This is a genomic window from Paraperlucidibaca baekdonensis (assembly GCF_003387535.1).
In the GTDB taxonomy this organism is placed as follows: domain Bacteria; phylum Pseudomonadota; class Gammaproteobacteria; order Pseudomonadales; family Moraxellaceae; genus Perlucidibaca; species Perlucidibaca baekdonensis.
Window position 1 is genome coordinate 241020 of sequence record NZ_QUNR01000004.1, and the last position, 26924, is coordinate 267943.

The following is a 26924-nucleotide window of genomic DNA, read 5'->3' on the forward strand; positions in this document are numbered from 1 at the left end:
CGTTGAGCCCTAGCCATTTACAGCACCGCTTTTGGGTAAGAGCCCAGCCATTTAACTTCACGCATGCGCGGCTCCAGCTCGGCCATCACGGCCTGTACGGCGGGATCGTCTTGATGGCCTTCGAAGTCGATAAAAAACGCGTAGGTCCAAATATCGTGCTTGCTCGGGCGGCTTTCAATGCGCGTGAGGTTGATACCGCGGCGATGAAACGGCTCCAGCAGTGTAAACAGTGCACCCGGCTGATTTTTCGCGGTAATGATGATGGAGGTTTTATCCTGACCACTCGCCGCCACGGCCTCTCGGCCAATAATCAAGAAGCGCGTGGTGTTATTGGGGTTGTCTTCAATGCGCTGATGCAGCTGCGTTAAGCCATAAAGCTCAGCGGCAGTCTCGCCAGCAATCGCCGCCGAATGCCATTCGCCTTTGATGCGCCGTGCCGCTTCAGCATTGCTCGATACCGCCACGCGCTCCGCACTTGGGAAATTGGCATCGAGCCATTGCCGGCATTGTGCTAAGGACTGCTGATGCGAATAAATCCGCGAAATGGCCGCTGTTTTGGTGCCCTCACTGACCACCAAATGATGGTGAATTCTGAGCTCAACTTCGCCGATAATACGTAAATTTGATGTTAAAAATGAGTCTAGCGTGTGATTAACCATGCCCTCGGTGGAGTTCTCTACCGGCACCACACCGTAATCGGCAGAGCCGGCGGCGACATCACGAAAGACTTCATCAATAGTTGCTAATGGCGACGTTTTCACGGCATGGCCAAAGTGCTTGACCGCTGCGGTTTGCGTAAAGGTGCCATTGGGACCCAAAAATGCGATGGTCAGCGGATGCTCGAGTGCCAAACACGCCGACATGATTTCGCGAAACAGTCGCGCCATGGTCTCGGGGTGCAGCGGTCCGGCATTGCGCGCCATGACCTTTTGCAGGACTTGCGCCTCGCGCTCCGGCCGATAAAACACCGTGGTCTCGGGGCTTTCGCGGAGTTTTATCTGTGCCACATGCTGCGCGCACTGAGCACGTTCGCTAATCAGCGTTTGAATTTGCGCATCGAGGCTGTCGATGCGTTGACGCACATCATCTAAGTCTGTCATTGGCGAGTTCCGTTAGGGCTTAGCCGTGGCGGCGTTCAAAGTCGGCCATGAAATCGATGAGGGCATCGACGGCGGCTTCTGGCACGGCGTTGTAAATACTCGCGCGCATGCCGCCAACCGAGCGATGACCGGCTAAATTCAGCAAATGCTGAGCCTCGGCTTCTTGCAAAAACGTCGCCTCTAAGCGGGCATCGGCCAGCGTAAAGGGCACGTTCATGCGCGAACGATTGGCGATCGCCACCGGGTTGGCATAGAAGCCGCTGGCATCAATGGCGCCATAGAGTTTGGCCGCCTTGCGGGCGTTCAGCGCAGCTATGGCCTCGAGGCCGCCCTGCGCTTTCAGCCATTGAAAAACCAGTCCAGACAAATACCACGAATAGGTTGGCGGCGTGTTGTACATGGAGCCGTTTTTCGCCGCCACGGCATAGTCCATGATCGTGGGCATGCCAGCAGCATACCGCCCGAGTAAATCCTCGCGCACGATGACCACGACAATGCCGGCCGGACCAATGTTCTTTTGAGCACCGGCATAAATGAGGCCGAACTTTGAGACATCTAAAGGCTCAGACAAGATGCTCGACGAGTAATCGGCGACCAAGGGCACATCGACCGATGGAATAAAGTCGAACTCAACGCCGTGAATGGTTTCATTGGGCGTGTAATGCAGATACGCGGCATGGTTGTCGAGCTGCCAGGTGCTGACATCGGGCACGGCACGAAAGTGATTGGCAACATCGGTGGCAGCGACATTTACCTGAGCAAATTTCTTCGCCTCGGCAATGGCCTTCTCCGACCAAACACCGGTACAAATATAGTCAGCTGATGCCTTGCCGCCGAGCAGATTCATCGGCACTTGCGCGAATTGCTGCGTAGCCCCGCCCTGTAAGAACAACACTTTATAGTTGTCAGGGATCGCTAATAAATCGCGCAGGTCTTGCTCGGCTCGCTCGGCTATCGCAACAAAATCGGCGCCGCGATGGCTCATTTCCATGATCGAGCAGCCACGCCTCTGCCAATCGACTAAATCGGCTTGGGCTTGCTGCAACACGGCCTCTGGTAAGGCTGCGGGTCCTGCACAAAAATTAAACGCTCGACTCATGGCGCGCTCTCATCATCGCCAGCCTCGGCTGGCTTATCTTCTGGGATATCTGCTTCAGCGCCTGCACTGGCCTCAAGAAGGCCTTCGCCGGCAGCGACTTCTGGCATGATGATATTGCCATCTTCATCGAACGCTTCGACCTCAAGCTCATCCACACGCACGGTGCGTACGAGCTTTTCTTCTTTGCCGAGCTTGATCAGCGTCACGCCTTGGGTATTGCGCGAGAGCACGGAGACCTCGCTAATACGCGTACGCACCAGCGTGCCTTGGTTAGAAATCAGCATCAGTTCGTCGCTATCGACCACTTGCACGGCGCCAATCAGCTCGCCATTGCGATCGCTGGTTTGCATGGCAATGACGCCCTGCCCGCCGCGTTTATGGGTGGGGAACTCATCAACAGCCGTACGTTTGCCAAAGCCATTGCTGGAGGCGGTTAGCACGTAAGCCTCGGGGTTGGCGACAATTAAAGACACCACGCGCGCACCTTCGGCGAGACGAATGCCACGCACACCCATGGCGGTACGGCCCATGCAGCGCACATCACTTTCGGCAAAACGCACGGCCTTGCCTTCATTGCTAAAGAGCATGATGTCTTGCTGACCATCAGTGACGGCCGCGCCAATTAAGACGTCATCATCAACGAGATCGATGGCAATAAGACCGGCTGTGCGTTGCCGCGAAAATGCCTGCGCTTCGACCTTTTTTACGGTGCCATCGCCGGTAGCCATAAACACATAATGGCCTTCGGGATACTCGCGCAATGGCAAGATGGTGGTGATACGCTCGCCCTCGACCAGCGGCAAAATATTCACGATGGGCTTGCCTTTAGAGCCGCGGCTGGCTTGCGGCAACTCGTAGACCTTCAGCCAATAGACCTTACCGGCACTGGTGAAACAGAGTACGGTGTCGTGCGTGCTGGCGACCAACAGATGCTCAATATAGTCTTCATCTTTCATTGACGTGGCTGAGCGACCGCGACCGCCACGGCGTTGCGCACGATAATCACTGACCGGCTGAATTTTCGCATAGCCGGTGTGCGATAGCGTCAGCACCACATCTTCTTCGGTGATCAAATCTTCCAGGGTGAGATCCAAGCGCGTGGCAATAATCTCGGTGCGACGCTTGTCACCATAGTTGCTGAGCACATCGGCGAGCTCTTCGCGGATGACATTAAGCAAACGCTCAGGCTCGGCCAAAATCAGCATTAAGGCTTGAATTTTCTCGAGCAAATCGCTGTATTCGGCAACCAATTTGTCTTGCTCAAGGCCGGTTAAGCGGTTTAAACGTAAATCCAGAATAGCCTGCGCTTGTTCCGGCGAAAGCTTGTAGCGACCGTCAATAAAACCCATGCCATTGGCCAAGCCATCGGGGCGACAGGCATTGAGATCCCCGGCGCGCTCAAGCATGCCTTGCACCGCACCAGGCAACCAGGACTCACTCATCAGGCGCTCTTTCGCCTCAGCGGGGCTGGGTGATTTTTTAATCAGCGCAATGACCGGGTCGATATTGGCCAGCGCCACCGCCAAACCTTCGAGGATATGGCCGCGTTCGCGCGCTTTGCGCAGCTCAAACACCGTGCGACGCGTCACCACTTCGCGGCGATGACGAATAAACGCTTCAAGAATCTGCTTCAGATTCATGATCTTAGGCTGACCTTCGTCGATCGCCACCATATTGATGCCAAACACGCCTTGCAGCTGGGTTTGCGCAAACAGGTTATTAACGACAACTTCAGCGACTTCACCGCGCTTTAAATCAACCACAATGCGCATGCCGTCCTTGTCGGACTCATCGCGTAGCTCAGAGATACCTTCGATTTTCTTTTCTTTCACCAGTTCGGCGATTTTCTCAATCACACGCGCTTTATTGAGCTGATAGGGAATCTCAGTAAATACAATGGTTTGCCGATTAGTCTTGGCGTCCGTTTCAATATGATGGCGGGCGCGCATATAGATGCGACCACGACCGGTGCGATAAGCCTCAATGATACCGGCGCGGCCATTAATAAAACCGGCGGTGGGGAAGTCGGGGCCGTGGATATGCTCCATCAGGCCATCGACATCGAGGTTGGGATTGTCGATCAAGGCCAGCACGCCATTGACCACTTCGCTCATATTGTGTGGCGGGATGTTGGTGGCCATGCCCACGGCGATGCCGCTGGAGCCATTGACCAATAAATTCGGAATGCGCGTGGGCATTACGGCCGGGATCATCTCGGTGCCGTCGTAGTTGGGCACCCAGTCGACCGTTTCTTTGTCGAGGTCGGCGAGCAGCTCGTGGGCGAGCTTGGTCATGCGCACTTCGGTGTAACGCATGGCGGCGGCGTTGTCGCCATCGACCGAGCCGAAGTTGCCTTGGCCATCGACCAATAAGTAGCGCAGCGAGAACGGCTGTGCCATGCGCACGATGGTGTCGTAGACAGCGGTATCGCCGTGCGGATGGTATTTGCCGATAACATCGCCAACGACACGTGCGGATTTTTTGTAGGCCTTATTCCAATCGTTGCCGAGCTCATTCATGGCAAATAACACGCGCCGGTGCACAGGCTTGAGGCCATCGCGGACATCGGGTAGTGCCCGACCGACAATGACGCTCATGGCGTAGTCTAGATAGGATTGGCGCAGCTCATCTTCGATGTTTACGGGTTGAATTTCATTACCAACGTCGGTCATGCAGTTTTCTCTTTATTCGGCCGTCGTTAAAGCATGAGATTCTAGCACAGCAGACGCCATTCAGTAGCACCGATGACCACCGCGAAACCCTAGTTTCGAGCTATACTTTGCCGCACATTATTGAGGCGCCAAGCCACTTTCGCCAGCGCCTCCTCAGCGAATTAGGACTGCTTTATGACTCAAGGCCCCGCGCATACGCAAAACGTTGATGCCAGCGAAATCGCTAAGTTTGAGGCCCTCGCCTCACAATGGTGGGATAAGCAATCGCAATTTAAGCCGCTACACGACATTAATCCGCTGCGTCTGAATTGGGTCGATGAGCGCGTGGGCTTGTCGGGCAAACGTGTTTTAGATGTGGGCTGTGGTGGCGGCATTTTGTCGGAAAGTATGGCGCGCCGTGGCGCCGAGGTGCTCGGCATCGATATGGGCGAAGCGCCATTGGCCGTGGCCACGCTTCACGCAGAGCAAGAGCGTGTGACCTCAGTGACTTACCGCCAATGCACGGTAGAGGCCTTGGCCGATGAGATGCCGGGCAGTTTCGACACAGTGACCTGTTTAGAGATGCTCGAGCATGTGCCCGATCCGGCGGCGATTGTGGCGGCATGCTATCGCCTAGTGAAACCCGGCGGCCACGTATTTTTCTCGACGCTCAATCGCAACCCGAAGTCGTGGCTGTTTGCTATTGTGGGTGCCGAGTATGTGTTGCGCATGCTGCCGCGCGGCACGCATGACTACAAAAAGTTCATCCGCCCCGCGGAGCTTGCGCGCTGGGTACGCGAGGCTGGCCTCACGCTCAATGAAATGACCGGCTTGCACTTTAACCCCATCACCGGACGTTATTGGTTAGCGCCCAATGTCGACGTGAATTACATGATCGCCACCACGCGCCCGAGCGCCACGTGAGTCGTCCCGCGGCGGTTTTTTTTGACCTCGATGGCACACTGGTCGACACCGCGCCGGACTTTCACGCTGGCGTCAATCGCCTGCGCGCGGCGCGCGGTGAGTCTGCACTGCCCTATGCACCGATTCGTGCGGCGGTCTCAGCGGGCTCCAAAGCCGTGATGGCAGTGGCCTATCCTGAGCTGGCCGAGCATATTGTAGAGCCATTAAGGCAGGCTTTTCTCGATGACTATGAGGCGCATATTGCCGATCATTCCTTCATTTTCGCTGGGCTCGTCGCCATACTGGCGCAACTGGAGTCCGAAGGCATCGCATGGGGCATCGTCACCAATAAGCCCACGCGCTTCACTCGACCGCTTTTACAGGCGCTTGGACTGGATACACGCGCCAGTGCCGTGGTTTGTGCCGATGAGGTTACGCGCACCAAGCCAGACCCAGAGCCTATGTTATTGGCCTGTGCTCGCGCTGGCGTGAACGCGCGTGCATGTATTTATGTGGGCGATCATGCCCGCGATATTGAAGCCGGACGGCGTAGCCACATGCTCACCATAGCCGCAGGCTGGGGCTATTTGGCCGATGGCGAGCAGCTCAGCGACTGGCAAGCCGATGTCGACTGTGCCACCGTGGCTGACTTCGCTGCCTGGCTCAACACACAGCTGTCGTGAGCCGTTCACCCTCATTTATTTAGGAGCTTGCTATGTCTGCACTCGCCCAACGCGTTATTTTAATTACCGGCGCCAGCCGCGGCATTGGCCGCGCGGTGGCGTTGGCCTGTGCACAAGCCGGCGCCACAGTGGTGCTATTGGGCCGCGAAGAAGCCACACTCAATGCCACCTATGACGCCATCACGGCACAAGGCGGACCAACACCCGCCATCATCACGCTCGATTTAAGCGTGGCGCCGGTGGAGCTTTGCCAACAGGTAGCTGAACAAATCCAAGCCACGTTTGGTCGCCTCGATGGCATTGTCCATAACGCAGCGGATTTGGGCGATATCACGCCGCTGGAAATGTATGACCCCGACACCTACGATCGCGTCATGGCGATCAATCTGCGCGCGCCCTTTGTGCTCACGCAAACGCTATTGCCGCTGCTCAAAGCCAGCCCTGATGCCAGTGTGATCTTTACCGGCAGCAGTGTTGGCCGCCAAGCGCGCGCGTTTTGGGGTGCCTATGCGCTATCGAAGTTTGGCGTTGAAGGCCTGACACAGTTGTTTGCTGAGGAGCTCAAAAATACCAGTGACGTGCGGGTGAACTGCGTCAATCCGGGCGCCACACGAACATCCATGCGCGCCAGTGCCTACCCTGGCGAGAACCCAGAGAGCGTGAAAACACCGGAGTCCATTGCGCATCATTATGTGCATTTATTGAGCGATGCCGCGCGTGGTACCACGGGGCAGTCGTTGGACTTAACGGCCGCCTAGCGCCGGCGAAAGGCGCTTTGTTGGTCGTGCAGCTCTTCAATATCCGCAAGATGCATGGCCAACGCCCGATAGGAAATCAGAATTTCACGCAATGACAAGGCGAGTGAAGCCAGCATCAGCAGCAAGCTCAAAACAAAGCTCACCAACGCCAGCAGCGGCTGACTCAACAGCACCAAACCAATACAGATAATGCACATCACCAGACTCGCCACTCCACAGGCCTGCATATTGCGGATCAGTAGTAAGCGCTGCTGGAGGTGCGCCATCTGCGCTAGAAGTGCCGGCTCGGGCCTCAATTTGTACTGGTCGTGCAACTGGCGAATGAGATTGGCAAGCGCTAAAAAGCGGTTGGTAAATGCCAGCAACAGCAAGGAAATTGCCGGAAACAAAATCGATGGTGTGCTGACATTGATGTCCATCAGTTAGCCCTTATTATCGGAGCCATCACGGCGCTGCTGGCGCAAATAGCCACCTTTGCGCGGCGCTTCAGTTTGGCTGCCTGCCGTGCTATCGCGACGTGCAGGCCTGCCGGTGCGCGCTGGTTTATCATCGCCACGCGTTGCTTTATCGCCGGTACGCGAACTGTTATCGACAAAGCGCGGCTTCAGGGGGTTCTCGCGTTGCTTCTCGGTCCGACGACGGGTCAAGCCAAACAGCCCCGATCCATTGCGACGAGGACGTAACTCCACTGCACCCAAGAGCTTATCAATGTCGGGCTTATCGAGCTCAATCCAGCGGCCTGTGCGTAGCTCGCGCGGCAAGGCTTGAGTGCCATAGCGGGTGCGCAGCAGGCGGCTGACTTTCAGCTCCTGCGACTCAAACAATCGCCGAACTTCGCGGTTACGACCTTCTTTCACAACGACCTGCCACCAGCGGTTAAAGCCTTCACCGCCAAGCTCCGAAACACTTTCAAACTTCGCCGGGCCATCATCTAGCTCAACACCTTCACAGAGCGCGCGCTGAGCATCTTGCGTGAGCTCACCCATTACGCGCACGGCGTATTCCCGCTCAATTTCGCTTGATGGATGCATCAGACGATTGGCAAATTGGCCATCGTTGGTAAATAACAGCAAGCCGCTTGAGTTGATATCGAGGCGGCCCACCATGACCCAGCGCTCGCCGGTGATGCGCGGCAGGCGATCAAACACCGTGGGGCGGCCTTCGGGGTCGGAGCGCGAACAGATTTCGCCCTCCGGTTTGTAATAGGCAATGACGCGGCGCTGTACTTCTGATTCCAGGGAGAAATGCACAAGCCGGCCATCGAGGCGTAACTCATCGCCGACAACGACGCGATCGCCGAGCTTGGCCAAGGCGCCATTGACACTGACACGGCCATCTAAAATGGCCTGCTCCATGTGGCGGCGTGAGCCAAGACCCGAACGGGCGAGAACTTTCTGTAATTTTTCACTCATGAGTTGCTGCTTCCAAGTCGGCCGCAATCTCGGCGAGATCGCGTATCGAGGCCAAAGCGGGTAAGTCCGCCAGGCTTTTCAAATTAAAATCATCGAGAAAATGCCGGGTGGTGGCAAATAATGCGGGCCGCCCCGGCACCTCTTTATGCCCTGCCACGCGCACCCACTCGCGCTCCAATAACGTTTTCACAATCGCCGTGCTCACGGCCACACCACGAATATCTTCAATTTCCGAGCGCGTAATGGGCTGGCGGTAAGCGATTAATGCCAGCGTCTCTAGCAGCGCACGCGAATAGCGCTGTGGACGCTCATCCCAGAGTTTGCTGACCCACGGCCCCACATCATGGCGAACCTGAAAGCGCCAGCCTGAGGCGACTTGCCGCAGCTCCACGCCCCGCTCGCTGTAATCGGCATACAAATCATCAAGTAAGGCTTTGATGCTCGCGCTATCGGGCCGATATGCCTCCTCAAATAGCGCTTGAATCTGCTCAATACTGAGCGCGCGGCCCGCCGCAAATAATGCGCCCTCAATAATCTGTTTGAGTTCATCAGGATTCATCAAATGCCCTCTCATCGCTTGTATCGTCTAAGTCTAGCGCTTGGCCCTGAGCCTCTCCGACACGTGCACGCACATGAATATCAGCGCCGGCATCGGCTTGCACAATGTCTATTAAGCCTTCTTTGACGAGCTCCAAAATCGCCATAAAAGACACCACAACACCCAAGCGCCCTTCCTCAACGGTAAAAAGCTGCACAAATGGCACGAATCGTTGGCCGCTGAGTCGCTCCAAAATCAAGCTCATGCGCTCACGCATAGACAATGATTCACGCGAGACCGTGTGTGACACGCTCAAATCAGCTCGGCTCAAAACATCCTGCAGTGCCAGCAAGAGCTCGCGAAGCTCAACCCGTGGCGGCTCAACAGGGCGCTGATAATCCGGCGCCTGCGCGTGCGCGACAAAAAAATCACGCCCCTCGCACGATAAACTGTCGATATGCTCGGCGGCTTGTTTAAAACGCTCATATTCTTGCAGCCGGCGAATCAACTCGGCGCGTGGGTCCAGCTCGTCGTCGCCGTCGATACTGGCTGGGCGCGGTAACAATAGGCGCGACTTAATTTCACCAAGCCACGCCGCCATCAGCAAATACTCTGCCGCTAAATCAAAGTTAGCCGCCTGCATGACGTTAACGTAGGCCAAGTATTGATGGGTGATTTTGGCGACGGGGATATTGAGAATATCGAGATTTTGCGCGCGAATAAGGTAGAGCAATAAGTCCAGCGGACCTTCGAAGGTATCGAGAAATACGCGCAGTGCATCGGGCGGAATATATAAATCATCTGGCAGCTGCGTGATGCTTTCACCGTTGACCCGCGCAATGGCAAACAGATCAGATGGCGATTCAGGCGCTGTCTGGCTGGGGCTTTCGGCTGCTGTCATAGACTCAGCTGGCATAGGGTTGTCTCGGGCTTTGCCGCTTCGCAGCGGTAGTGTGGGTGGATTATGACGCTATTTACTAGAAATAACCCACCATTTATCGTTTTCCGTTTGTCTAGTCGCGAAACGCGCTGACATCGCCCAAACCTTCGCGCATGACTTCCGGGCTGTCAGTTGTGAAATCAATGACCGAGGTACTGGCGGCATCGCCGTGGCCAGCATCTAAAATAACCTCAATGCGGCGCGCCAAGCGCTCAACCATATCGTCGGGATCCACCATCGGCAAGGCATCGCCCGGCATCAGCAAGGTGGTCGTGAGCAACGGTTCATCGAGCAAGGCCAGCAGGCCTAATGGCACCGGATGCGCCGGGACACGAATACCAATACTTTGCTTTTTCGGGTGCAGCAGGCGCTTCGGCACCTCACGAGTACCAGGCAAGATAAACGTATAAGGCCCCGGCGTGTGCGCCTTGAGCAAACGAAAAACGCTGTTATCGACCTTTGCGTACGTACCGATTTCAGATAAATCACGACACATCAGCGTGAGATGGTGCGACTCGTTGAGCTCGCGCAGTCGCCGTAAGCGCTCGAGGGCGGATTTATCGCCAATGCGGCACGCTAAGACATAGCTGGCATCTGTCGGCATAACAATCAAATCGCCAGCCGTGAGGCGCTCAGCTGCCTGCCTTAACAGGCGTGGCTGTGGGTTATCTGGATGAATTCGCCAATGTTGCGTCATGCTGGCTGTCCTTGAGCAGGTGTAGAAGAACTAAACGCATCAGCTGCCCAGCCCCAGCGCTGCCAGACTGGTTCACAGCCTTTTGGTAGCGAAGGAAAGCGGCCAAGGGCAATCCACGGTGCCGGCTTACCATGATAATCGCTGCCTTGCGACGCCGCTAAACCGCGCTGCTGCGCGAGCTGGCCAAGATATTTCACCATATCGGGCTTTTCAGTCGCGGTGGCCACTTCAATGGCAACACCGCCGGCCGCCTGAAACGCGCTCATCATCTCGCGCATCTTAGTCCGCGACAATGGGTAGCGCCCCGGATGTGCCAACACCGGCACGCCGCCGGCCTGCAAAATCCATGACACAGTGTCTTCTAAGCTGGCCCACGGCATAGGCACTGACGCTGGTTTGCGCGGGCCTAAGTAGCGATCAAAACCCTGTTGCACGGTGCTCACGTGACCGCTGGCAAATAGCCATTGACCATAATGCGTGCGGCTAATACTGGCAGGCTCACGCGCTAATGCTAGCGCCCCTGCATACGCCCCCGTGAGACCCAAGGCCTCCAAGCGTTGACCAATTTCGATGGCACGGCGCTCGCGCGCACCGGCTTGTTGCGCCAGACCGGCCACTAGTACTGGGTGATGAATATCCACCTGCAGGCCGACAATATGGACATTCTGCACGCCCCAGGCCGCTGAGATTTCCACGCCAGGAATCAGTGTGATGCCATGCTGATCTGCCGCTGCTTGTGCTTCAGGTACACCGGAGACGCTGTCGTGATCGGTCAGCGCCAAGGCTTTAACGCCCGCTTTGGCGGCCAAGGCCACCAACTCTGTTGGCGACAAACTGCCATCGGAGTAGCGGCTGTGGCTGTGTAAATCGATCGCGGGCATGGTCGGCGCTCGTGGGCTGCTTTAAGATGCAGCACTTTAGCAGGTTTGCATTCGGTTGCGGCGCAAATGACGCAGCCCGCAACCGCCTCACGATGTGCTGATTATCTGTGGAGTATTCATGAAAGCGTGGTTAGATTTTTTACCGATTATTCTGTTTTTTATTGCCTACAAGCTCGAAGGTGTCTTTGTCGCCGCCGCTGTCTTAATGGTAGCTGTGGTCGTTATTTATGGCGCTATGTGGTGGCAGCAGCGGCGACTAGAAACCAGCCAGTGGATCACTGTTGCCGCCACGCTTGGCCTCGGCTCATTAACGCTGATTTTGCACGATGAAAAATACCTGCAATGGAAAGCGCCAGGCGTTTATGTGCTGCTAGCCCTGGTCTTTTTGGGCAGCCAGTGGTTTGGTTCGCAGCCTATTATTCAGCGCATGATGGGACACGCCGTGACGCTCAAGCCGGCGCAATGGCGCGGCTTAAATCTGTCTTGGGCGGCGTTTTTCTTGCTATCTGCGGCTGCCAATGCCGTCGTTGTGCTGTATTGGACGGCGTACTGGGTCGACTTCAAGCTCTTTGGCAGCATGGCCATGACCTTCATCTTTGTCATCGCGCAAGGGGTTTGGCTGATGAAGCAAGGCGCAATAACCGAAACCAATAGCGCGCCTTAGACCCCATTATTTAACCAATAAGGAATACGTCATGTGGTATGCCCTGTGGTGTGAAGACAGTCCCGACTCGTTGGCGGCACGCTTAAGCGCGCGACCTGCGCATTTAGCACGCCTAACAACACTCAAAGATGAAGGTCGGTTATTACTAGCCGGCCCGCTGCCCGCCATCGACAGCTTAGATCCTGGCCCCGCGGGGTTTTCGGGCAGCTTAGTCGTGGCTGAGTTTAATAGCCTGCAAGAGGCGCAAGCATTTGCTGACAGTGACCCCTACGTTGCTGCGGGTGTCTATGCGCGCGTTACGGTCAAGCCGTTCAAACTCGCCCTACCCTAACCTATGCATGAACATGTGGTGGTCGTCGGCGCCGGCATTGCCGGTGCGACCTGTGCGTGGACGCTAGCGCAACGCGGCTATCGAGTGACGGTGCTCGATGCGGGCAGCGAGCCTGGCCTGGGCGGCTCGGGCAATGCCCTAGCGATTGTTTATCCAAAGCTCGTTGACGCGGAGCTAACGCCACAGCACTTGCAATCCATGGCGTATTTGCACGCGCTTGAGCGCTTAAAAGCGCCCGATTTGGCTGAGCACTTTCGTGCGACCGGCGTGCTGTGGCTTGACCAACCTCGTAGCCTTCGTGATGTCGATGCGCATCACCCATGGTGGCAGCAACATGTCTGGCGCTTGAGCGCGGAAGAAGCCAGTGCATGCGCTGGCGTGCCGCTCATGCAGTCGGCGTTGTGGTTGCCGGCGGCTGGGGTTATTCGCACACATGGGCTGTTGCGCAGTCTGCTGGCCCCAGAGGCGATTCGTTGTGTGTTTAATGCGCGCGTGCAAGCGGCGACCGCACAGGATTCACACTGGCAGGTCAGCACCACGCAAGGCAATTTTCGCGCCGATGCACTGGTCTTAGCCTATGCCGGCGAGGCGCCACTCTCACTGAGTGAGGGCTTACCATTGCGCCCGGTTCGCGGACAAATATCGCAGTTTCCAGCCAACCTAGCGCTGCGTACCACACTGTGCTATGGCGGTTACCTGACGCCAGCAGAGCATGGCTATCACTGCATTGGCGCGACTTTTTCGCCGCAAGATCGCGGCACCGATATTCGTCCTGAAGACAATGCCTACAATGCACAGGCGCTGGCGCAAGTCGCGCCTCAGCTAGCCGCCAAGCTGCCGCCGTTATCGCAATGGCGCGCGCGCGCGAGTCTGCGTTGGCAAACCCCTGATTTTTCGCCGATGGCTGGTCGCCATGACCCCTCGCTGCGCGACGCGCTGCGTGCGCATACGCCACGACGGCATCGTCCTCAACTGCCGCCATCAAAGACGCCACCGCTATTTGTCAGTTTGGGGCATGGTGCTAAGGGGTACACCCAGGCGTGGGTAGCGGCCGATGTGATTGTCGATGCACTCAGTGGGCAGGCCTCGCGTTGGCCTGAGGCACTGACCCAGCAGTTAGACCCAGAGCGTTTTATTTGGCGGGAATGGCAGCGCGGGCGATTATGGACGCCACGCCGAGCACGTGCGTAATTGCTGGCGGTAATTGAGCTCGGTGGCTTGCACGCGATCGGCATAGGCCATCAGCCACGGCTTGCGCAGGTAGTATTGCCGCGTAAAGCCGCCGCGGCCTTCGTGATAAGCGAGGTATAAATTGCGCATATCGGTGGCACTGAGACCAAGCGCTTTGCGCGAACCGTAGTGATACCAACCGACAAAATCGATGGCATCGGCAAAGTTATCGCGCGAGGCAAACCAGCGATTTTGTCGCGACACATATTCATCCCAGGTGCCATCGAGCGCTTGCGAATAGCCATAAGCACTTGATGCGCGGCCCATGGGAATAAAGCCGAGAAAATAGCGTTTCGGCGGGCGCGCATCGTGCCGATAGGAAGACTCGTGGTAGATCGTGGCCATTAAGACGGAAGCGGGAATGCCCCACTGCGCTTGCGCATCGCTAGCCGGTTCGCGCCAGGCGCTTTTTTCAGCAAACACCGCGCACAGATTGAGCGGCTGACGCGGCACCCCAGTCGATGCGCAAGCGCCCAACACTAGCGCCAAACCGGCCACCGCCAACGATTTCATGCGCCCTCCTCATGCTCCGCTAACAGCGCCAATAACGCGGCTTCATCCCAGACGCTCACACCGAGCTGCTGCGCTGAAGCGAGTTTACTGCCGGCTCGCTCACCGGCGACCACGGCATGGGTTTTTTTCGAGACGCTGCCGCTGACTTTAGCGCCCAATGCCTTCAGCCGATCTGCGGCTTCATCACGGCCAATGCTCGACAGTGTGCCAGTCAGCACCCAGGTTTGTCCCGCCAATGGCTGCGGCAAATCTTGCGCGGCGGCTTGGTCTGACCAGTGCACGCCTGCGGCTTGTAACTGCGCGATGATCTGCTGATGATGTGGCTCATCGAGAAATTGGCGAATCGAGTTAGCCACCACCGGCCCCACATCAGGCGTGGCTAATAGCGCCTCTTCGGAGGCCGCAAGCAAGGCATCTAAACGGCCAAACTGACGAGCTAATGTGGCGGCCGTTGTCTCGCCCACATCGCGTATGCCGAGGGCAAATAAAAACCGCGCGAGTGTGGTGTGACGGCTGGCAGCAATGGCATTGAGCAAGTTTGTGGCTGATTTCTCGGCCATGCGCGGCAGCGTTAAGAGCTGCTCAAGGGTCAATGTGTAAATGTCGGCACTGGTTTGCACTAAATTCTGACTAATGAGTAGCTCGATCCATTTATCGCCAAGCCCTTCAATGTCCATGGCACGACGCGAGGCGAAATGCTTCAGCGCCTCTTTGCGTTGCGCTGGACAAAATAGCCCGGCCACACAACGTGCCACGGCTTCATCCTCTGCGCGCACAACCGCTGACCCACAAACGGGGCAATGCGTTGGCAAGCTCACCGGAGCGCGCCGTGTGTGCGCCTCGGCGTTGTCATCTTCGAGGCGGCGCATGACCTTGGGAATAACGTCGCCAGCGCGATAAATCACCACGCGATCGCCGAGGCGTAAATCCAAACGCGAGATTTCATCGATATTGTGCAAGGTGGCGTTACTCACCAGCACACCCCCCACAGACACCGGCGTTAGGCGCGCCACCGGTGTCAGCGCGCCGGTGCGACCGATCTGAAAATCCACCGACTCCAATACCGTGCTGGCTTCTTGCGCAGGGAACTTATAGGCCACCGCCCATCGCGGCGCCCGCGCCACAAAGCCCAAGTCACGCTGCAAGGTTCGATCATCGACTTTGACAACCATGCCATCAATGGCGAACGCCAGTGTCTCGCGAGCATCAAGCAAGTCCTGCCATGCGCGCTGCACAAACACCGAGCCTCGACCTTGTTGCACTAATTGGCTTTGTTTAAACCCTAAGCTGGCCAGCCACTGCAAAGTTTGACCATGACTCGATGGCCATGCGTTGCCCTCAAGCTGCGCCACGGCATAGGCATAAAAATCCAGCGGACGCTGCGCCGTGATGCTCGGGTCGAGCTGACGTAGTGCGCCAGCGGCGGCATTGCGCGGGTTGGCAAAGAGTTTGTCGCCGCGAGCGAGCTGCTGGGCATTGAGTGCCTGAAAGCCGTGTTGCGGCATCAGCACCTCACCACGCACTTCTAACAGTGCCGGTGGCTGATCGCCAAGCAGCCGCAGCGGCACACTACGAATAGTGCGCACATTGGCGGTAATGTCCTCGCCGGCCTGCCCATCACCGCGTGTTGCCGCCTGCACCAACAGCCCATCGCGATAGATCAAGCTAACAGCGAGACCATCAAACTTTGGCTCGCAAACATAGGGCAAACCAACGCTGAGGTCCCAACCTAAGCGTTCACGCGCGCGTTGATCAAAAGCCAGCCACTCGGCTTCATTAAAGGCGTTATCGAGCGATAACATGGGGACTTGATGCACGACACTTTGAAAGGCGGCGTCCGGCGTGGCCCCGACACGCTGGCTGGGAGAGTCGTCAGTGACTAGGTCCGGATGAGCGTGCTCAATAGCCAATAATTCGGCATACAGCGCGTCGTATTCACCATCGGGCAGCGTTGGCTCATCGAGCACATAATAGCGATGCGCATGCTCTCGGATGCGCTCACGCAGGCCCGCCAATTGCGTTTGCAGCGCTGATTTAGCGACCATTAATGCGTTTGGCGGTTGTCGTAGGCCGCCACCTCATCGCGCCAATCGGCTAACTTACCGGCACTGAGAATTTGGCCACGGTCATCGAGCATATCGGCATTCAAGGCACTGGCGAGTCGGCGCGCGGTATCAATCATCAGGTCATAGGCCATGACGCTTTTAAACCCTGGCAGACCCATGAACAAGCTGACGCCGGGCACGTTGTCGCGCGCTAAGGTATCTAAATCAAAGGTGCCGGGCTCCATGGCTTGCGCTAGGCTAAACAAAATCGTGCCTTGACCCGTTGGGTGCTCGTGACGATGAAAAATCGACATGTCGCCATAGCGCAGGCCGTATTGCAGCATGTGCTCCAGCAGCGCACGGCCTGGCATCAGGCCCTCGCGCGCCATGACATGAATCGACAGGACGCGATCAAAGGCCAGCTCGGTGTCGTCGATGCCATCGAAGCTGGGCTCATCTTGCTTTGTCTCATCGGCAGCAAATAAATCCTCTTGGGTAAGGGCCACAGTCTGCTCGGCAACTGGCATGTCGTCTGGCTCGGCAACAGGCTCGGCTGGGCTCATTGCGGGCGGCTCAATGGGCGCTTCATCGGCCTTGAAGACCGGTTGCGCGGGCACAGGGGCATCAACCGTTGGCTCAATATGCGGTTTAGCGCTTTCAGCGGCTACTGAGGTGTTTACGTCATCGCTACGTGATGCGTCCTGCTGACGTGCTCGCACCCGCACCGAGCCAATAATCTCGTTACGATCTACCGGCGTGTTATCGATACGATCAGCGGGTACGGCCTCAATACGCAATGACAAACGATTCTGACGCTGCCGCCAGAACCAAAATCCAAGGCCCGCCACAATCAGCGCGCCAATTAAGTAATGAATCCACTGTGTTTCCATTGTCACACTCAGCTTGATTTGTTCGTCGAAATGCGGGCTTATTGGTTAGCCAGCGCGGCGGCTTCATCGACATTGACCGAGACTAAACGCGATACGCCCGGCTCCTGCATCGTGACACCCATTAATTGCTTAGCCATTTCCATGGCAATTTTATTGTGCGTAATATAAATGAACTGGACCTGCTGTGACATCTCTTCCACTAAGCGAGCAAAACGCGCGACGTTGGCGTCATCAAGTGGCGCATCAACTTCATCGAGCAAACAAAATGGCGCTGGATTGAGCTGAAAGATCGAAAACACCAAGGACAGTGCCGTCAGCGCCTTCTCGCCACCCGACAACAAATGAATCGTTGAGTTTTTCTTGCCCGGCGGCCGCGCCATAATGCTGACACCGGCCTCCAGCAAATCATCATCGGTGAGCGCCAAATAGGCACTGCCGCCGCCAAAGACTTTCGGAAATAACGCCTGCAAGCCATTGTTGACTTGCTCAAAGGTGTCTTTAAATAACGCGCGTGTTTCGCGATCAATCTTACGAATGGCATTTTCCAGTGTCTCAAGCGCTTCCATCAAATCGGCATCTTGCTGATCTAAATAGACTTTTCGCTCAGATGACGCGGTAAACTCATCAATGGCGGCTAAGTTAATGGCGCCCAATCGCGCCACGCGCTGACCCACGCGCTCCAATGACAGCTGCCATTCGGCCTCTTGCGCCTGTGCCGGCAGTTGCGCCAATAGCTCCGTTAAATCGGCCTGCGCCTCATGAAGTAAATCCGCTTGGGCATCGCGTCGTGTCGCGACATTTTGCCACTCCATGCGCAGCGCATTAAGGCTATCGCGAACCGATTGCTGCTGCTGAACCGCGCGCACTCGGCCCGTTTCGGCCTCGCGCAATTGAGCTTGTAAGGTCTCAACCTGATCGCGGAGTTGTGACAGCTGTGTCTCTGTCTCCACGTGCTGCTCAAGAAGTGCCTCTAATAACTGCGGGTCTTCAGAGGTCGCATGATTGATGCTGAGTAATTGTTCTGCCATTGTTTCACGGCGTTCGCGTAAGTCATCAACTTGCGTACCAACGCGCGCCAGTCCATCACGCAGGCCTTGGCAACGAGCAGTCAGTGTTTGCATGGTCAATGCGCAACGGTGCAAGCCCTCACGTTTATCGCGCTGCGCTTGTCGGGCCAGGTCGACACGATCACGCAAGCCCTCGCGTTGGCTCAGTAAGACTTCACGGCGCTGGGTATCGTTGGACATCAAGTCCAGTGCTTCTTGCAGGCTCAAGCGCGCCTCAGCCAAATATTCTCTATCAATTTGCGTTTGCCGACTGACCTCATCGATTTCTTGCAAAATACGATCGCGGCGCGCCACAAACTGCTCAAGGCGCACTTGTCGAGCGCCAATCTGGCCTTGCGTGTCGCTAATTTGGCGGTAGTGCGCGGTGACATCACGCTGCTGCTGCTCGCGATTGATTTCGGCATCACGCAGTGACTCGCGCAACTGCTGCTGATGGCGTTGTGCCTCATCGAGCGCCGAACTTATGTCGTCGCGCTGTGCGGCCAAATCGGCAAGCTCGCGTCGGCGTGCCAATTCACCGCTACTGGCATCGGCGGCTTGGGTGTGCACGCGCAACCAATGCTGGCTCAGCCATAAGCCCTCTGGCGTAATCAGTGAGGCCTGCGCTGACAGTTGATGGCGCGCGGCCAGCGCCTCAGCGAGCGATGTTGCGGTGCGCACCTGACTGAGCGCCTGCAGCAGCCAACCTGGCGCGCCTGACACTTCGGCGGCTAAGCTGCCCTCGATGGTCTCTGGCGCTGCGCTGGCTGCCTCGGCCACCGACAACACACCCTGCGGCAAGTCATTGAGCTGGTCGCTGAGCTCATCTAATGAGCTGACGGAAACACTATGCAACTGTGCGCCCAAAACAGTCTCAACCGCGCGCTCCCAGCCGGGCGTTACCCGCAATGACTGAGCAATCGGCGTGGTATCGATACGATGCGCTTGTAGCCACTCGTTGACGCCACGCTGACCTTTTTCAGAGGCCTCTTGCAGGGCTCGTAGCGCCGACTCACGCCCCGATAAGCCCTGTAATGCCTGGCGCAAGCTATCTAGTCGTGTACCCGCATCGCCCAGTGCAACGCGTTGGCTTTGCAAGGATTGAACGGTGTCATCAAGTCGTAGCTGAGCGTCGTCGGCGATAAGTTGCTGCTCAGCTGCGAGCTCATTAAGCTCGGCCAGCTCCGTCTCCAAGGCGCCGCCAGACAAGCCTGCTTGCTCGGTTTCCAGCCGCGCCAGGCGCTCTTGGCCACGCTGCAACGCTTGTTCTTGATGAGCAATACGCGACTGTTCGACCTCCGCGCGTTGGCGCGGCGCTTGCGAATGCTGTTGAAACTGCTCCCAATCCTGCTGCCACTCATTTAACGCGTGCTCGGCATCGCCGAGCTGCTCATTGGCAGCCTCGGCTTCGGCCTCTAATAACGCTTGCTGCGGGGCAATGGTGGTGAGCTCTGACTCGACTAATGCGAGTGCGTCACGATCAGCACTGATCAGCTGCTGCGCTTGTTCACGCTGGCTCTCAACGCTGTTGATGGCGGCATTAATTTCTTCCATGCGCTCTAGCTGGTAGCGCTGAGACTGTTGCAGACGCGCGATATCGCTACCAAGCTGGTAATACTGACTTTGCACGCGATTAAACTCATCGCTCACACTAAATTGCTGCTCGCGATCGCGGGTAATAGCGGCTTCAAACTCACGCACACTGGCGGTAGCTGCCTCCAGACGCGTCTCAAGCTCGCGAATTTGCCCCTCGTGCTGACTCACGCTGTACTCAAGCGCACGCCACCGCAGAGCGTAGAGCTGATCGCGTAATAAACGCTCCTCTTCTTTCAGCTCTTTGTAGCGCTCGGCATCACGCGCCTGCTTTTCTAAATGCGCTAATTGCTTACCCAGCTCATCGCGAATATCACTTAATCGCGCGAGATTTTCTCGGGTATGACGCATGCGATTTTCAGTTTCGCGGCGGCGTTCTTTGTATTTAGAAATACCCGCCGCCTCTTCTATATAAACGCGTAACTCTTCAGGCTTCGACTCAATCAAGCGCGAAATCATGCCCTGTTCAATGATGGCGTAGGAGCGTGGCCCTAAGCCGGTGCCTAAAAAAATGTCGGTGATATCTTTGCGGCGGCAGCGCGTGCCATTGAGGAAGTAGTCTGAGCGGGCCTCACGCGTCACCACGCGCTTGATGGAGATCTCCGCGTACTGCGCGTATTCGCCGCCTAAGGATTTATCGGCGTTATCAAAGACGAGTTCAATAGCCGCTTGGCCGACGGGTTTGCGGACACTAGAGCCATTGAAGATCACGTCGGTCATCGACTCGCCGCGCAAATGCTTGGCCGAGCTTTCGCCCATGACCCAACGCACGGCATCAATGATGTTGGACTTTCCACAGCCATTAGGGCCAACAACGGCCGCCAGATTGGTGGGGAAATGCGCATTTGTCGGATCAACAAACGACTTGAAGCCCGCCAGCTTGATGGTTTTTAGTCGCATATCAGTTCCCTAGCGGCGATGACGACGAGCCCAGGCCATTTCAATTTGTTTAACCCGCAGCAACGACTCGAGCACTAAGTTGCGTTGATGCAGCAGATACTCTTCGAGTAACTCCACCGCTCGTTCGCTCTGACGCAGCATAATGGCATCGAGTAGGCCTTTTAAAAACCCAAATGCCTCTTCCATTTCGCGGCGGCTGACTTGCAACGCGAGAAATGCGGCTCGCCGTGCGCTGGGCTGAAGATCGGCCAAAATGGCATCTAAATACGGGTTGTTTGCAAAGGGCTGGGCTTGGCGCAACAGGTCAAAACCAAGCTCATAAAAGCGTTCAATGTCTTGGTTGTTTAGCGCGGCCTCCATGTCATTGAGGCCGTTTAAAAAGGGCGGTAAGTCGGCTTGCTGCCACAACAACGACACCCGCCGCACGATCACGCTGTAGTGCAAAATCAGTAACTCATACAAACTTTTTAAGGAAGCCGGACTGAGCTCGGTGACGACAGCGCCTCGACGCGGAAAGATACTAATCAGATGGCGGCGCTGTAGAATGAGCAGCGCCTCACGCACGGCGCCACGGCTGACATCGAGCTCACCGGCAATGCGCATCTCTTGAATTCGCTCGCCCTCGACCAGGTCGCCGGCAATAATCAGCTCGCCAACATGATGGGCAATTTGTTCAGCAAGGCTGTCGTTGGCTCGAAAGCTCATGGGAATCTCTGTGGTGTCGCCAACGGTGTTTACAATCGTTCGGCTATGCTAGCACAGACGTCGTACAGCTCCAGCGCAACGTCGATTGTCCGACAAAAAACACATCAGCAGCATTGCTGATGCAAAAACTCAATAAATCTCAATTTAATTATAAAGACGAGCCTGTTACTGTGCGCGCTGACCCAACCAATGAGTTCGCTATGTATCGTTACGACACTTATGATCAACGCATTGTCGATGATCGTGTGGCCCAATTTAAAGACCAAACCGAGCGTTATTTGGCCGGTGACCTGAGCGAAGATCAGTTCCGTCCATTGCGCTTGCAAAACGGCTTATATATTCAGCGTTACGCGCCGATGCTACGTATTGCCGTGCCCTATGGCATGTTGTTGTCGAAACAATTTCGCCGCATAGCCGATATTACCCGTCGCTACGATCGCGGTTACGCGCATGTCAGCACGCGTCAAAATATTCAGCTGAATTGGCCCGCCTTGGAAAATGTCCCCACGATTTTAGCCGAACTAGCTGACGTGCAAATGCATGCCATCCAAACCAGTGGCAACTGCATTCGTAATACCACCACGGATCAATTTGCTGGCGTTACAGCTGGTGAAATTGAAGATCCGCGCCCGACCTGTGAGTTGATTCGTCAATGGTCAACATTTCACCCCGAGTTCGCCTTCTTACCGCGCAAATTTAAAGTCGCGGTTAATGCATTAGCCGAGATTGATCGTGCCGCGGTCAAAGTACACGATATTGGCGTCTACATTGTGCGCAATGACGCTGGTGAGATTGGCTACCGTATTTTGGTTGGCGGAGGCCTTGGCCGCACGCCGATGCTGGGCGCGATCATCCGCGATTTTTTACCACGCGAAGACCTGATTGCTTATTTGGATGCGATTTTGCGCGTCTACAACCTGCATGGTCGGCGAGATAACAAATACAAGGCGCGTATTAAAATCTTGGTAAAAGCCCTCACCCCTGAGGTGTTTGCTGAGCAGGTTGAGGCCGAGTTTGCGCATTTACGCGGCGGTCCATTAACGGTACCGGATGCCGAGTTCAAACGCTTGGCGAGCTTCTTTACCGCACCCGACTATGCATCGTTTGCCGGTGATCATGGCGAATACTTAAACGCTCGCGCCGCCAACCCGGTCTTTGACAACTGGGCGCACCGTAACGTGAGCGAGCACAAAGTGCCTGGCTATGCCATTGTTACCCTTTCGTTGAAGCGAACCGGCATTGCCACTGGCGATATGACCGCGGAGCAAATGCACGCCATTGCTGACCTCGCCGATCGCTACAGCTTTGGTGAGATTCGCACCACGCACGAACAAAATGTCGTGCTCGCCGATGTGGCCCAGCAGGATTTGTTAGCGCTCTACGGCGAGCTCAAAACACTGGGCTTTGACACGGCCAATATTGGCTTTTTGACCGACATCATCAGCTGCCCCGGTGGTGATTTTTGCTCGCTCGCCAATGCCAAATCGATCCCCATTGCAGAGGCAATCCAACGCCGCTTCGATGATATTGACGCTGTTTATAATATAGGTCCGCTCGACTTAAACATCTCAGGCTGCATGAATGCCTGTGGGCATCACCACGTTGGCCACATTGGCATTTTGGGTGTCGATAAAAAAGGCAGCGAGTTCTATCAGGTTTCGCTCGGCGGCAATCAAGGCCACGATGCCAGCATCGGTAATATCTTAGGTCCATCATTTGATGCGGCGGATATGGCTGATGTGGTTGAAGAGATCATCAATACTTACCTGGACCATCGTGCCGATGGCGAAGCGTTTTTAGCCACCTATCGCCGCATAGGCATTGCTGTTTTCAAGGAGCGTGTCTATGCCAACGCTGATTAAACATGGCCGTATTAGCCCAGACAGCTACGTTGAAATTGTCAGCGATGAAGCCGGCCTAATCATCCCTGATGGCGATGTTTTATTGTCGTTGGCCTGCTTCACAGCGCACCGCGACGCGGTGCTGGCACACCCCGGCCGTAAAGGCGTGATCTTAGCGCCCGATGAGTTTGCCGAGAGTGTGGCGGACGTCATTGATCAGCTAGATGTGGTGGCCATTCGCTTCCCAAGTTTTGCCGATGGTCGCGGCTACTCCACGGCTTATTTGCTGCGTACACGCTATGGCTTTCGTGGCGAACTGCGCGCCATTGGCGACATCTTTAAAGACACACTGTTTTATCAGCAGCGCGTGGGTTTTGATGCTTTTGTGTTAGGCAGCGATGCCGCTGCAGTGGCTGCGCTGCCGGGCTTGACCACGTTTGCAGAGGTTTATCATGGCTCCGCCGATGATCAACGACCACTGTTTTTGCGGCGCGGCGCGTAATCATTAAGCCCCTAAAATAAGCAGCATAAAAAAGGCCCCGATTCAGGGGCCTTCTTTATAGCGTAGGTACTTATTTTTTGAAAAATAAGCGAAAACCAAAATAGCTCATCGCAACGAGGCCTAAGCTGCTCAGCAAGAGCATGAGCTGGCCTGACCAACCCCAGTATTGGCCGGTATGTAGCATCTTCCACGACAGCGTGAGCTGCTCACCCAATGGCTTTTGAGCAAACAAGCGATGCTCAATACGCTGACCACGTGCATTAAAGCGAATGTCATTTTTCTCGCGAATATGCGCCGCGCCTGGCAGCCAGTACGCTACCGCTACATCGTCCGCTTTGGGCGTGAAAATAGCGCGATCAAAGGCACCTACGTCACGCACAAAGGCAGGCCAAGCGGCACTCATATCGCTGGCAAAATGCGCTGAGTCATAGGTCGACGGCGCGGTACGCGGCGCCTTGGCTTTATAAGGCACCGACAAGACCTGATAAATCGCCTTTTTATAAGGCTCATAAGACCACGATAGTCCGGTGGCGGCTGAAAAAATTAGCAGCGCACCCAACCACGTTCCCAATACGCCATGCCATTGAAATGCGTGTGCACGCGTACTGGTGCTTGAGCGCACCCATAACCATCCCTTCAGCGTTTTGGGGCGGCGCTGCCAGCGCATATAACTACCGGCCAGCACCATGCCGAGCAATAAAATAGCCGAGATGCCGGTGATGTTTTTACCGACATCGCCGAGCAGCAAATCACGGTGCAAATGCTCAATAGTCTCAAACCAATCCTCGCCAATCACATCAGGCAAGCGCTCGCCGGTGCTCGGATGAAAGTAGGCAGCCTGTACTGGCGCACCGGGCTGCACGCTGAGCAATGCTTGAGCGGGAGCTTGATCATGCCCGGCCAGCTCAATCGATGCCCATTGCGCCTGAGGATGGCGCGCGGAGACCACGGCAATAAGCTCATTGGGGCTCAAACGCGGGCCATTGGCAGTCACCATCAGGGTGTCGGCATTGATCACACGGAGCAATTGCGGCTGAAAAGCCATCAGTGCGCCTGTGAGGGCAACCCAGGTCATCAGCACGCCGGCGGTAATACCAATCCAGCCATGCAGGCGTTTAGTGAGAGCGTACATTGGGTTTCCTATTTCGGTAGTTCGGTGACAAAACCCACTTTCGCCAAGCCGGCTTCTGCACAGGCAGACAGTACTTGAGCCAAGGCTTCATAGGGTGTGGTTTTATCGGCGCGCAAGTGTACTTCAGTGTCTTTGGCGAAGGTAGTCAGACGCGCGGGTAGCTCACTAAACGTAGTACTTTCGCCGTTGAGCAGCAGCTCACCACTCTCCGTCATGGCAATATCAATGGGCTTGGCCACTGGCGCTAATGGTTGTGAGCTGGCTTGCGGCAAATTTACTTTCACTGCATGTGACATTAATGGCGCGGTGATCATAAAAATGATCAGTAACACCAACATGACATCAATGAACGGCACCATATTGATCTCAGCGTTAGCTTCGATCTCATCGGTTTGCTCAAACGAACCAAATGCCATTTACGAAGCCTCTGTGGTTTTTTTCAAGGGCATGACGCGCGGGCTATCGCCGGGAATTGTGCCGCTCACCATACCGGTAGATAAGAACGCAAAGACATCATGCGCAAAGGAATTGAGCTGCACCAGCGTGTTGCGGTTCAAACGAACAAAGACGTTGTAGGCCACGGCACTGGGGATCGCCACGGCTAGGCCCAGACCCGTCATAATCAACGCTTCGCCAATCGGACCGGCAACTTGATCAAGGCCGCCTTGGCCTGATGCACCAATGGCCAGCAGCGCGTGGTAAATGCCCCAAACGGTGCCAAACAAACCAACGAAAGGTGCACTAGATGCCACTGTGGCTAAAAACGTTAGGCCGCCTTCAAGTCGCGACTTATCTTGGTCGATGGCACGCTTGAGTGAGCGAGTCAAAAACTCCTCAGCACTGCCCGCCTCAATCAGTGAGTTTCCTTTGCGTGAACGATGCTGCTCCAACGCCGTAAAGCCGTGATGCACCAAATGCGAAAACGGATCGCTAATGCCGGTGCTACGAATACGCTGGGCTACGGCCTCGAGGTTGGGTGCTGCCCAAAAAGTGCGCAGAAACTCGCGCGACTGTTTGCTCGTTTGTGCATAGCGCCAGCCCTTCACAATAATGTAGTACCAGCTACCCACCGACATAATGAGCAGCAAGGACAGGATAAATAACGCCACCCCATCGGCCTGTTGAATAAAACTTGCAAACCCCATGAACGACTCCAGTTAGCGGGTTAATTTAAACTGCAACGGCACCAGCACCCATTCGGTGATGGCTTGATCACCTTGGCGCGCCGGTACAAAACGCCAACGCTTAACGGCAGCTAGCGCGGCTTCATCTAGGCGCGCAAACTGACTACTTTCAGCAATCGTGATGGTTTTCGGCAAGCCATCGGCACCGACTTGCACGCGCAATAAAACTCGCCCTGTCTCGCCATTGCGCCGTGATAACGCGGGATAGCGCGGCGTTGGGTTATTAAGATAGGCCGCATCAAAGCGCGGCGGAACCACCGCTGGTGCCAGTGCCGGCTCATCAGGTACCGGCGTTGGTGGCGTCTTTATGGCTGGCGCTGGCTGCTCAATAGGCAGTGGTTTGGGCTCCGGCTTGGGCGCCGCCACGGGCTTTGCTGTGACTACCCGTTTTACCACCGGCTTGGGCGGCGGCTTCTTCACTGGCACAGGCTTTGGTAGCGTGGGCTTTGGCTTAACGGGTGCCTCAACCGGCGGACTGGCTTGCAGCATGCGTATCGATAACACATCGAGCACAGGCGCTGTCGTAGCGCTGCGCAAGGACACCAACACCAGCGCAATGACGACGTGCAAAGCAATCACGAGCAGCAATACCCAAGTCTCAGGTGTTTGCCAGTAGCGTGCGAAAGCGGAGGGATGTTGGGCGGCGGCGATCATGGGCATGATGGTACTGGGATTTATCGGGCTAA

26 protein-coding genes are annotated in these 26924 nt (G+C 56.0%); 8 read left to right on the plus strand and 18 right to left on the minus strand.

Annotation, left to right across the window (positions count from 1 at the left end; genetic code table 11):
• Positions 1 to 17 precede the first annotated feature (17 nt).
• From pheA to gyrA, 3 genes are read right to left on the minus strand one after another with little or no spacing between them, the layout of a single operon-like run.
• Positions 18 to 1100 (minus strand): prephenate dehydratase, encoded by a 1083-nt coding sequence (gene pheA, locus DFR26_RS09960; RefSeq protein ID WP_116208813.1) that lies wholly within the window; start codon positions 1098 to 1100, stop codon positions 18 to 20.
• A 19-nt stretch (positions 1101 to 1119) separates the two neighbouring features.
• Entirely contained in the window at positions 1120 to 2199 is a 1080-nt protein-coding gene (gene serC, locus DFR26_RS09965) for a 3-phosphoserine/phosphohydroxythreonine transaminase (RefSeq protein WP_116208814.1), read from the minus strand.
• Positions 2196 to 4871 (minus strand): DNA gyrase subunit A, encoded by a 2676-nt coding sequence (gene gyrA / locus DFR26_RS09970; RefSeq protein ID WP_116208815.1) that lies wholly within the window; start codon positions 4869 to 4871, stop codon positions 2196 to 2198. Before gyrA ends, serC begins: the two co-directional genes overlap by 4 nt.
• 174 nt (positions 4872 to 5045) lie before the next feature.
• On the opposite strand from gyrA, the gene ubiG reads away from it, so the two are divergent.
• From ubiG to DFR26_RS09985, 3 genes are read left to right on the plus strand one after another with little or no spacing between them, the layout of a single operon-like run.
• Positions 5046 to 5774: a bifunctional 2-polyprenyl-6-hydroxyphenol methylase/3-demethylubiquinol 3-O-methyltransferase UbiG gene (gene ubiG, locus DFR26_RS09975; protein WP_116208816.1), complete on the plus strand. Its 729-nt coding sequence runs from the start codon at positions 5046 to 5048 to the stop codon at positions 5772 to 5774.
• Complete coding sequence (locus DFR26_RS09980) at positions 5771 to 6436, plus strand: HAD family hydrolase (protein WP_116208817.1); 666 nt, start codon at positions 5771 to 5773, stop codon at positions 6434 to 6436. The genes ubiG and DFR26_RS09980 overlap by 4 nt, the downstream gene beginning before the upstream one ends.
• A 32-nt stretch (positions 6437 to 6468) precedes the next feature.
• Entirely contained in the window at positions 6469 to 7194 is a 726-nt protein-coding gene (locus DFR26_RS09985; RefSeq protein ID WP_116208818.1) for a YciK family oxidoreductase, read from the plus strand.
• On the opposite strand, the gene DFR26_RS09990 is transcribed toward DFR26_RS09985, so the two are convergent.
• The 6 genes from DFR26_RS09990 to DFR26_RS10015 all read right to left on the minus strand — a co-directional run bounded on the left by DFR26_RS09990 (position 7191) and on the right by DFR26_RS10015 (position 11662).
• Positions 7191 to 7613: a DUF2721 domain-containing protein gene (locus tag DFR26_RS09990; RefSeq protein WP_116208819.1), complete on the minus strand. Its 423-nt coding sequence runs from the start codon at positions 7611 to 7613 to the stop codon at positions 7191 to 7193. The genes DFR26_RS09985 and DFR26_RS09990 overlap by 4 nt on opposite strands.
• 3 nt (positions 7614 to 7616) lie before the next feature.
• Positions 7617 to 8606, minus strand: coding sequence for a 23S rRNA pseudouridine(2605) synthase RluB (gene rluB / locus DFR26_RS09995; protein ID WP_116208820.1), 990 nt, complete (start codon positions 8604 to 8606; stop codon positions 7617 to 7619).
• Complete coding sequence (scpB, locus tag DFR26_RS10000; RefSeq protein WP_116208821.1) at positions 8599 to 9165, minus strand: SMC-Scp complex subunit ScpB; 567 nt, start codon at positions 9163 to 9165, stop codon at positions 8599 to 8601. Before scpB ends, rluB begins: the two co-directional genes overlap by 8 nt.
• The gene (locus tag DFR26_RS10005; protein ID WP_116208822.1) at positions 9155 to 10045 is read right to left on the minus strand and encodes a segregation/condensation protein A; all 891 of its coding nucleotides are present in this window, start codon (positions 10043 to 10045) and stop codon (positions 9155 to 9157) included. The genes scpB and DFR26_RS10005 overlap by 11 nt, the downstream gene beginning before the upstream one ends.
• Before the next feature lie 112 nt (positions 10046 to 10157).
• Complete coding sequence (locus DFR26_RS10010; RefSeq protein ID WP_116208823.1) at positions 10158 to 10781, minus strand: L-threonylcarbamoyladenylate synthase; 624 nt, start codon at positions 10779 to 10781, stop codon at positions 10158 to 10160.
• Positions 10778 to 11662 (minus strand): PHP domain-containing protein, encoded by an 885-nt coding sequence (locus DFR26_RS10015; RefSeq protein WP_116208824.1) that lies wholly within the window; start codon positions 11660 to 11662, stop codon positions 10778 to 10780. Before DFR26_RS10015 ends, DFR26_RS10010 begins: the two co-directional genes overlap by 4 nt.
• A gap of 118 nt (positions 11663 to 11780) precedes the next feature.
• Between DFR26_RS10015 and ispZ the strand changes: the two genes are divergently transcribed.
• The 3 genes from ispZ to mnmC1 are packed head-to-tail and all read left to right on the plus strand — an operon-like array spanning position 11781 to position 13848.
• The gene (gene ispZ / locus DFR26_RS10020) at positions 11781 to 12326 is read left to right on the plus strand and encodes a septation protein IspZ (protein ID WP_116208825.1); all 546 of its coding nucleotides are present in this window, start codon (positions 11781 to 11783) and stop codon (positions 12324 to 12326) included.
• Between the two features lie 31 nt (positions 12327 to 12357).
• On the plus strand, positions 12358 to 12657 hold the full coding sequence (locus DFR26_RS10025; protein ID WP_116208826.1) for a YciI family protein: 300 nt from the start codon (positions 12358 to 12360) through the stop codon (positions 12655 to 12657).
• 3 nt (positions 12658 to 12660) lie between these two features.
• On the plus strand, positions 12661 to 13848 hold the full coding sequence (mnmC1, locus tag DFR26_RS10030) for an FAD-dependent 5-carboxymethylaminomethyl-2-thiouridine(34) oxidoreductase MnmC1 (protein ID WP_116208827.1): 1188 nt from the start codon (positions 12661 to 12663) through the stop codon (positions 13846 to 13848).
• On the opposite strand, the gene DFR26_RS10035 is transcribed toward mnmC1, so the two are convergent.
• The 5 genes from DFR26_RS10035 to DFR26_RS10055 are packed head-to-tail and all read right to left on the minus strand — an operon-like array spanning position 13819 to position 21579.
• Positions 13819 to 14400 (minus strand): transglycosylase SLT domain-containing protein, encoded by a 582-nt coding sequence (locus tag DFR26_RS10035; RefSeq protein ID WP_116208828.1) that lies wholly within the window; start codon positions 14398 to 14400, stop codon positions 13819 to 13821. The two genes, mnmC1 and DFR26_RS10035, sit on opposite strands and share 30 nt — an antisense overlap.
• Entirely contained in the window at positions 14397 to 16445 is a 2049-nt protein-coding gene (gene ligA, locus DFR26_RS10040; RefSeq protein WP_116208829.1) for an NAD-dependent DNA ligase LigA, read from the minus strand. Before ligA ends, DFR26_RS10035 begins: the two co-directional genes overlap by 4 nt.
• The gene (gene zipA / locus DFR26_RS10045; RefSeq protein WP_116208830.1) at positions 16445 to 17335 is read right to left on the minus strand and encodes a cell division protein ZipA; all 891 of its coding nucleotides are present in this window, start codon (positions 17333 to 17335) and stop codon (positions 16445 to 16447) included. The genes ligA and zipA overlap by 1 nt, the downstream gene beginning before the upstream one ends.
• A gap of 38 nt (positions 17336 to 17373) precedes the next feature.
• Entirely contained in the window at positions 17374 to 20874 is a 3501-nt protein-coding gene (smc, locus tag DFR26_RS10050) for a chromosome segregation protein SMC (protein ID WP_116208831.1), read from the minus strand.
• 9 nt (positions 20875 to 20883) lie between these two features.
• Positions 20884 to 21579: a GntR family transcriptional regulator gene (locus tag DFR26_RS10055; protein WP_116208832.1), complete on the minus strand. Its 696-nt coding sequence runs from the start codon at positions 21577 to 21579 to the stop codon at positions 20884 to 20886.
• Positions 21580 to 21779: 200 nt separating this feature from the next.
• Here DFR26_RS10055 and DFR26_RS10060 point away from each other — a divergent pair, with 200 nt between their 5' ends.
• Both DFR26_RS10060 and DFR26_RS10065 read left to right on the plus strand, forming a co-directional pair.
• Positions 21780 to 23441, plus strand: coding sequence for a nitrite/sulfite reductase (locus DFR26_RS10060; protein ID WP_116208950.1), 1662 nt, complete (start codon positions 21780 to 21782; stop codon positions 23439 to 23441).
• A complete protein-coding gene (locus DFR26_RS10065; protein WP_116208833.1) occupies positions 23425 to 23922 on the plus strand; it encodes a DUF934 domain-containing protein in 498 nt (165 codons plus the stop codon). The genes DFR26_RS10060 and DFR26_RS10065 overlap by 17 nt, the downstream gene beginning before the upstream one ends.
• A gap of 70 nt (positions 23923 to 23992) precedes the next feature.
• On the opposite strand, the gene DFR26_RS10070 is transcribed toward DFR26_RS10065, so the two are convergent.
• From DFR26_RS10070 to DFR26_RS10085, 4 genes are read right to left on the minus strand one after another with little or no spacing between them, the layout of a single operon-like run.
• Positions 23993 to 25054, minus strand: a complete 1062-nt coding sequence (locus tag DFR26_RS10070) for a PepSY-associated TM helix domain-containing protein (RefSeq protein WP_116208834.1) — start codon at positions 25052 to 25054, stop codon at positions 23993 to 23995.
• Between the two features lie 8 nt (positions 25055 to 25062).
• Complete coding sequence (locus DFR26_RS10075; RefSeq protein WP_116208835.1) at positions 25063 to 25470, minus strand: ExbD/TolR family protein; 408 nt, start codon at positions 25468 to 25470, stop codon at positions 25063 to 25065.
• Positions 25471 to 26199 (minus strand): MotA/TolQ/ExbB proton channel family protein, encoded by a 729-nt coding sequence (locus tag DFR26_RS10080; RefSeq protein ID WP_220375770.1) that lies wholly within the window; start codon positions 26197 to 26199, stop codon positions 25471 to 25473. It lies immediately after the preceding gene.
• A 12-nt stretch (positions 26200 to 26211) separates the two neighbouring features.
• Positions 26212 to 26898: an energy transducer TonB gene (locus DFR26_RS10085; RefSeq protein WP_116208837.1), complete on the minus strand. Its 687-nt coding sequence runs from the start codon at positions 26896 to 26898 to the stop codon at positions 26212 to 26214.
• Between the last annotated feature and the right edge of the window lie 26 nt (positions 26899 to 26924).

What these genes read in the sequence shown, in the direction of transcription:
- pheA (WP_116208813.1), bottom strand. Translation starts at nt 1,100, where the DNA reads ATGACAGACTTAGATGATGTGCGTCAACGCATCGACAGCCTCGATGCG.
- ispZ (WP_116208825.1), top strand. Translation starts at nt 11,781, where the DNA reads ATGAAAGCGTGGTTAGATTTTTTACCGATTATTCTGTTTTTTATTGCC.
- DFR26_RS10005 (WP_116208822.1), bottom strand. Translation starts at nt 10,045, where the DNA reads ATGACAGCAGCCGAAAGCCCCAGCCAGACAGCGCCTGAATCGCCATCT.
- DFR26_RS10025 (WP_116208826.1), top strand. Translation starts at nt 12,358, where the DNA reads ATGTGGTATGCCCTGTGGTGTGAAGACAGTCCCGACTCGTTGGCGGCA.
- rluB (WP_116208820.1), bottom strand. Translation starts at nt 8,606, where the DNA reads ATGAGTGAAAAATTACAGAAAGTTCTCGCCCGTTCGGGTCTTGGCTCA.
- mnmC1 (WP_116208827.1), top strand. Translation starts at nt 12,661, where the DNA reads ATGCATGAACATGTGGTGGTCGTCGGCGCCGGCATTGCCGGTGCGACC.
- DFR26_RS10085 (WP_116208837.1), bottom strand. Translation starts at nt 26,898, where the DNA reads ATGCCCATGATCGCCGCCGCCCAACATCCCTCCGCTTTCGCACGCTAC.
- zipA (WP_116208830.1), bottom strand. Translation starts at nt 17,335, where the DNA reads ATGGAAACACAGTGGATTCATTACTTAATTGGCGCGCTGATTGTGGCG.
- ubiG (WP_116208816.1), top strand. Translation starts at nt 5,046, where the DNA reads ATGACTCAAGGCCCCGCGCATACGCAAAACGTTGATGCCAGCGAAATC.
- DFR26_RS10075 (WP_116208835.1), bottom strand. Translation starts at nt 25,470, where the DNA reads ATGGCATTTGGTTCGTTTGAGCAAACCGATGAGATCGAAGCTAACGCT.
- DFR26_RS10080 (WP_220375770.1), bottom strand. Translation starts at nt 26,199, where the DNA reads ATGGGGTTTGCAAGTTTTATTCAACAGGCCGATGGGGTGGCGTTATTT.
- ligA (WP_116208829.1), bottom strand. Translation starts at nt 16,445, where the DNA reads ATGGTCGCTAAATCAGCGCTGCAAACGCAATTGGCGGGCCTGCGTGAG.
- DFR26_RS10035 (WP_116208828.1), bottom strand. Translation starts at nt 14,400, where the DNA reads ATGAAATCGTTGGCGGTGGCCGGTTTGGCGCTAGTGTTGGGCGCTTGC.
- DFR26_RS10015 (WP_116208824.1), bottom strand. Translation starts at nt 11,662, where the DNA reads ATGCCCGCGATCGATTTACACAGCCACAGCCGCTACTCCGATGGCAGT.
- DFR26_RS09990 (WP_116208819.1), bottom strand. Translation starts at nt 7,613, where the DNA reads ATGGACATCAATGTCAGCACACCATCGATTTTGTTTCCGGCAATTTCC.
- serC (WP_116208814.1), bottom strand. Translation starts at nt 2,199, where the DNA reads ATGAGTCGAGCGTTTAATTTTTGTGCAGGACCCGCAGCCTTACCAGAG.
- DFR26_RS10010 (WP_116208823.1), bottom strand. Translation starts at nt 10,781, where the DNA reads ATGACGCAACATTGGCGAATTCATCCAGATAACCCACAGCCACGCCTG.
- DFR26_RS10070 (WP_116208834.1), bottom strand. Translation starts at nt 25,054, where the DNA reads ATGTACGCTCTCACTAAACGCCTGCATGGCTGGATTGGTATTACCGCC.
- smc (WP_116208831.1), bottom strand. Translation starts at nt 20,874, where the DNA reads ATGCGACTAAAAACCATCAAGCTGGCGGGCTTCAAGTCGTTTGTTGAT.
- DFR26_RS09985 (WP_116208818.1), top strand. Translation starts at nt 6,469, where the DNA reads ATGTCTGCACTCGCCCAACGCGTTATTTTAATTACCGGCGCCAGCCGC.
- DFR26_RS10065 (WP_116208833.1), top strand. Translation starts at nt 23,425, where the DNA reads ATGCCAACGCTGATTAAACATGGCCGTATTAGCCCAGACAGCTACGTT.
- scpB (WP_116208821.1), bottom strand. Translation starts at nt 9,165, where the DNA reads ATGAATCCTGATGAACTCAAACAGATTATTGAGGGCGCATTATTTGCG.
- gyrA (WP_116208815.1), bottom strand. Translation starts at nt 4,871, where the DNA reads ATGACCGACGTTGGTAATGAAATTCAACCCGTAAACATCGAAGATGAG.
- DFR26_RS10060 (WP_116208950.1), top strand. Translation starts at nt 21,780, where the DNA reads ATGTATCGTTACGACACTTATGATCAACGCATTGTCGATGATCGTGTG.
- DFR26_RS10055 (WP_116208832.1), bottom strand. Translation starts at nt 21,579, where the DNA reads ATGAGCTTTCGAGCCAACGACAGCCTTGCTGAACAAATTGCCCATCAT.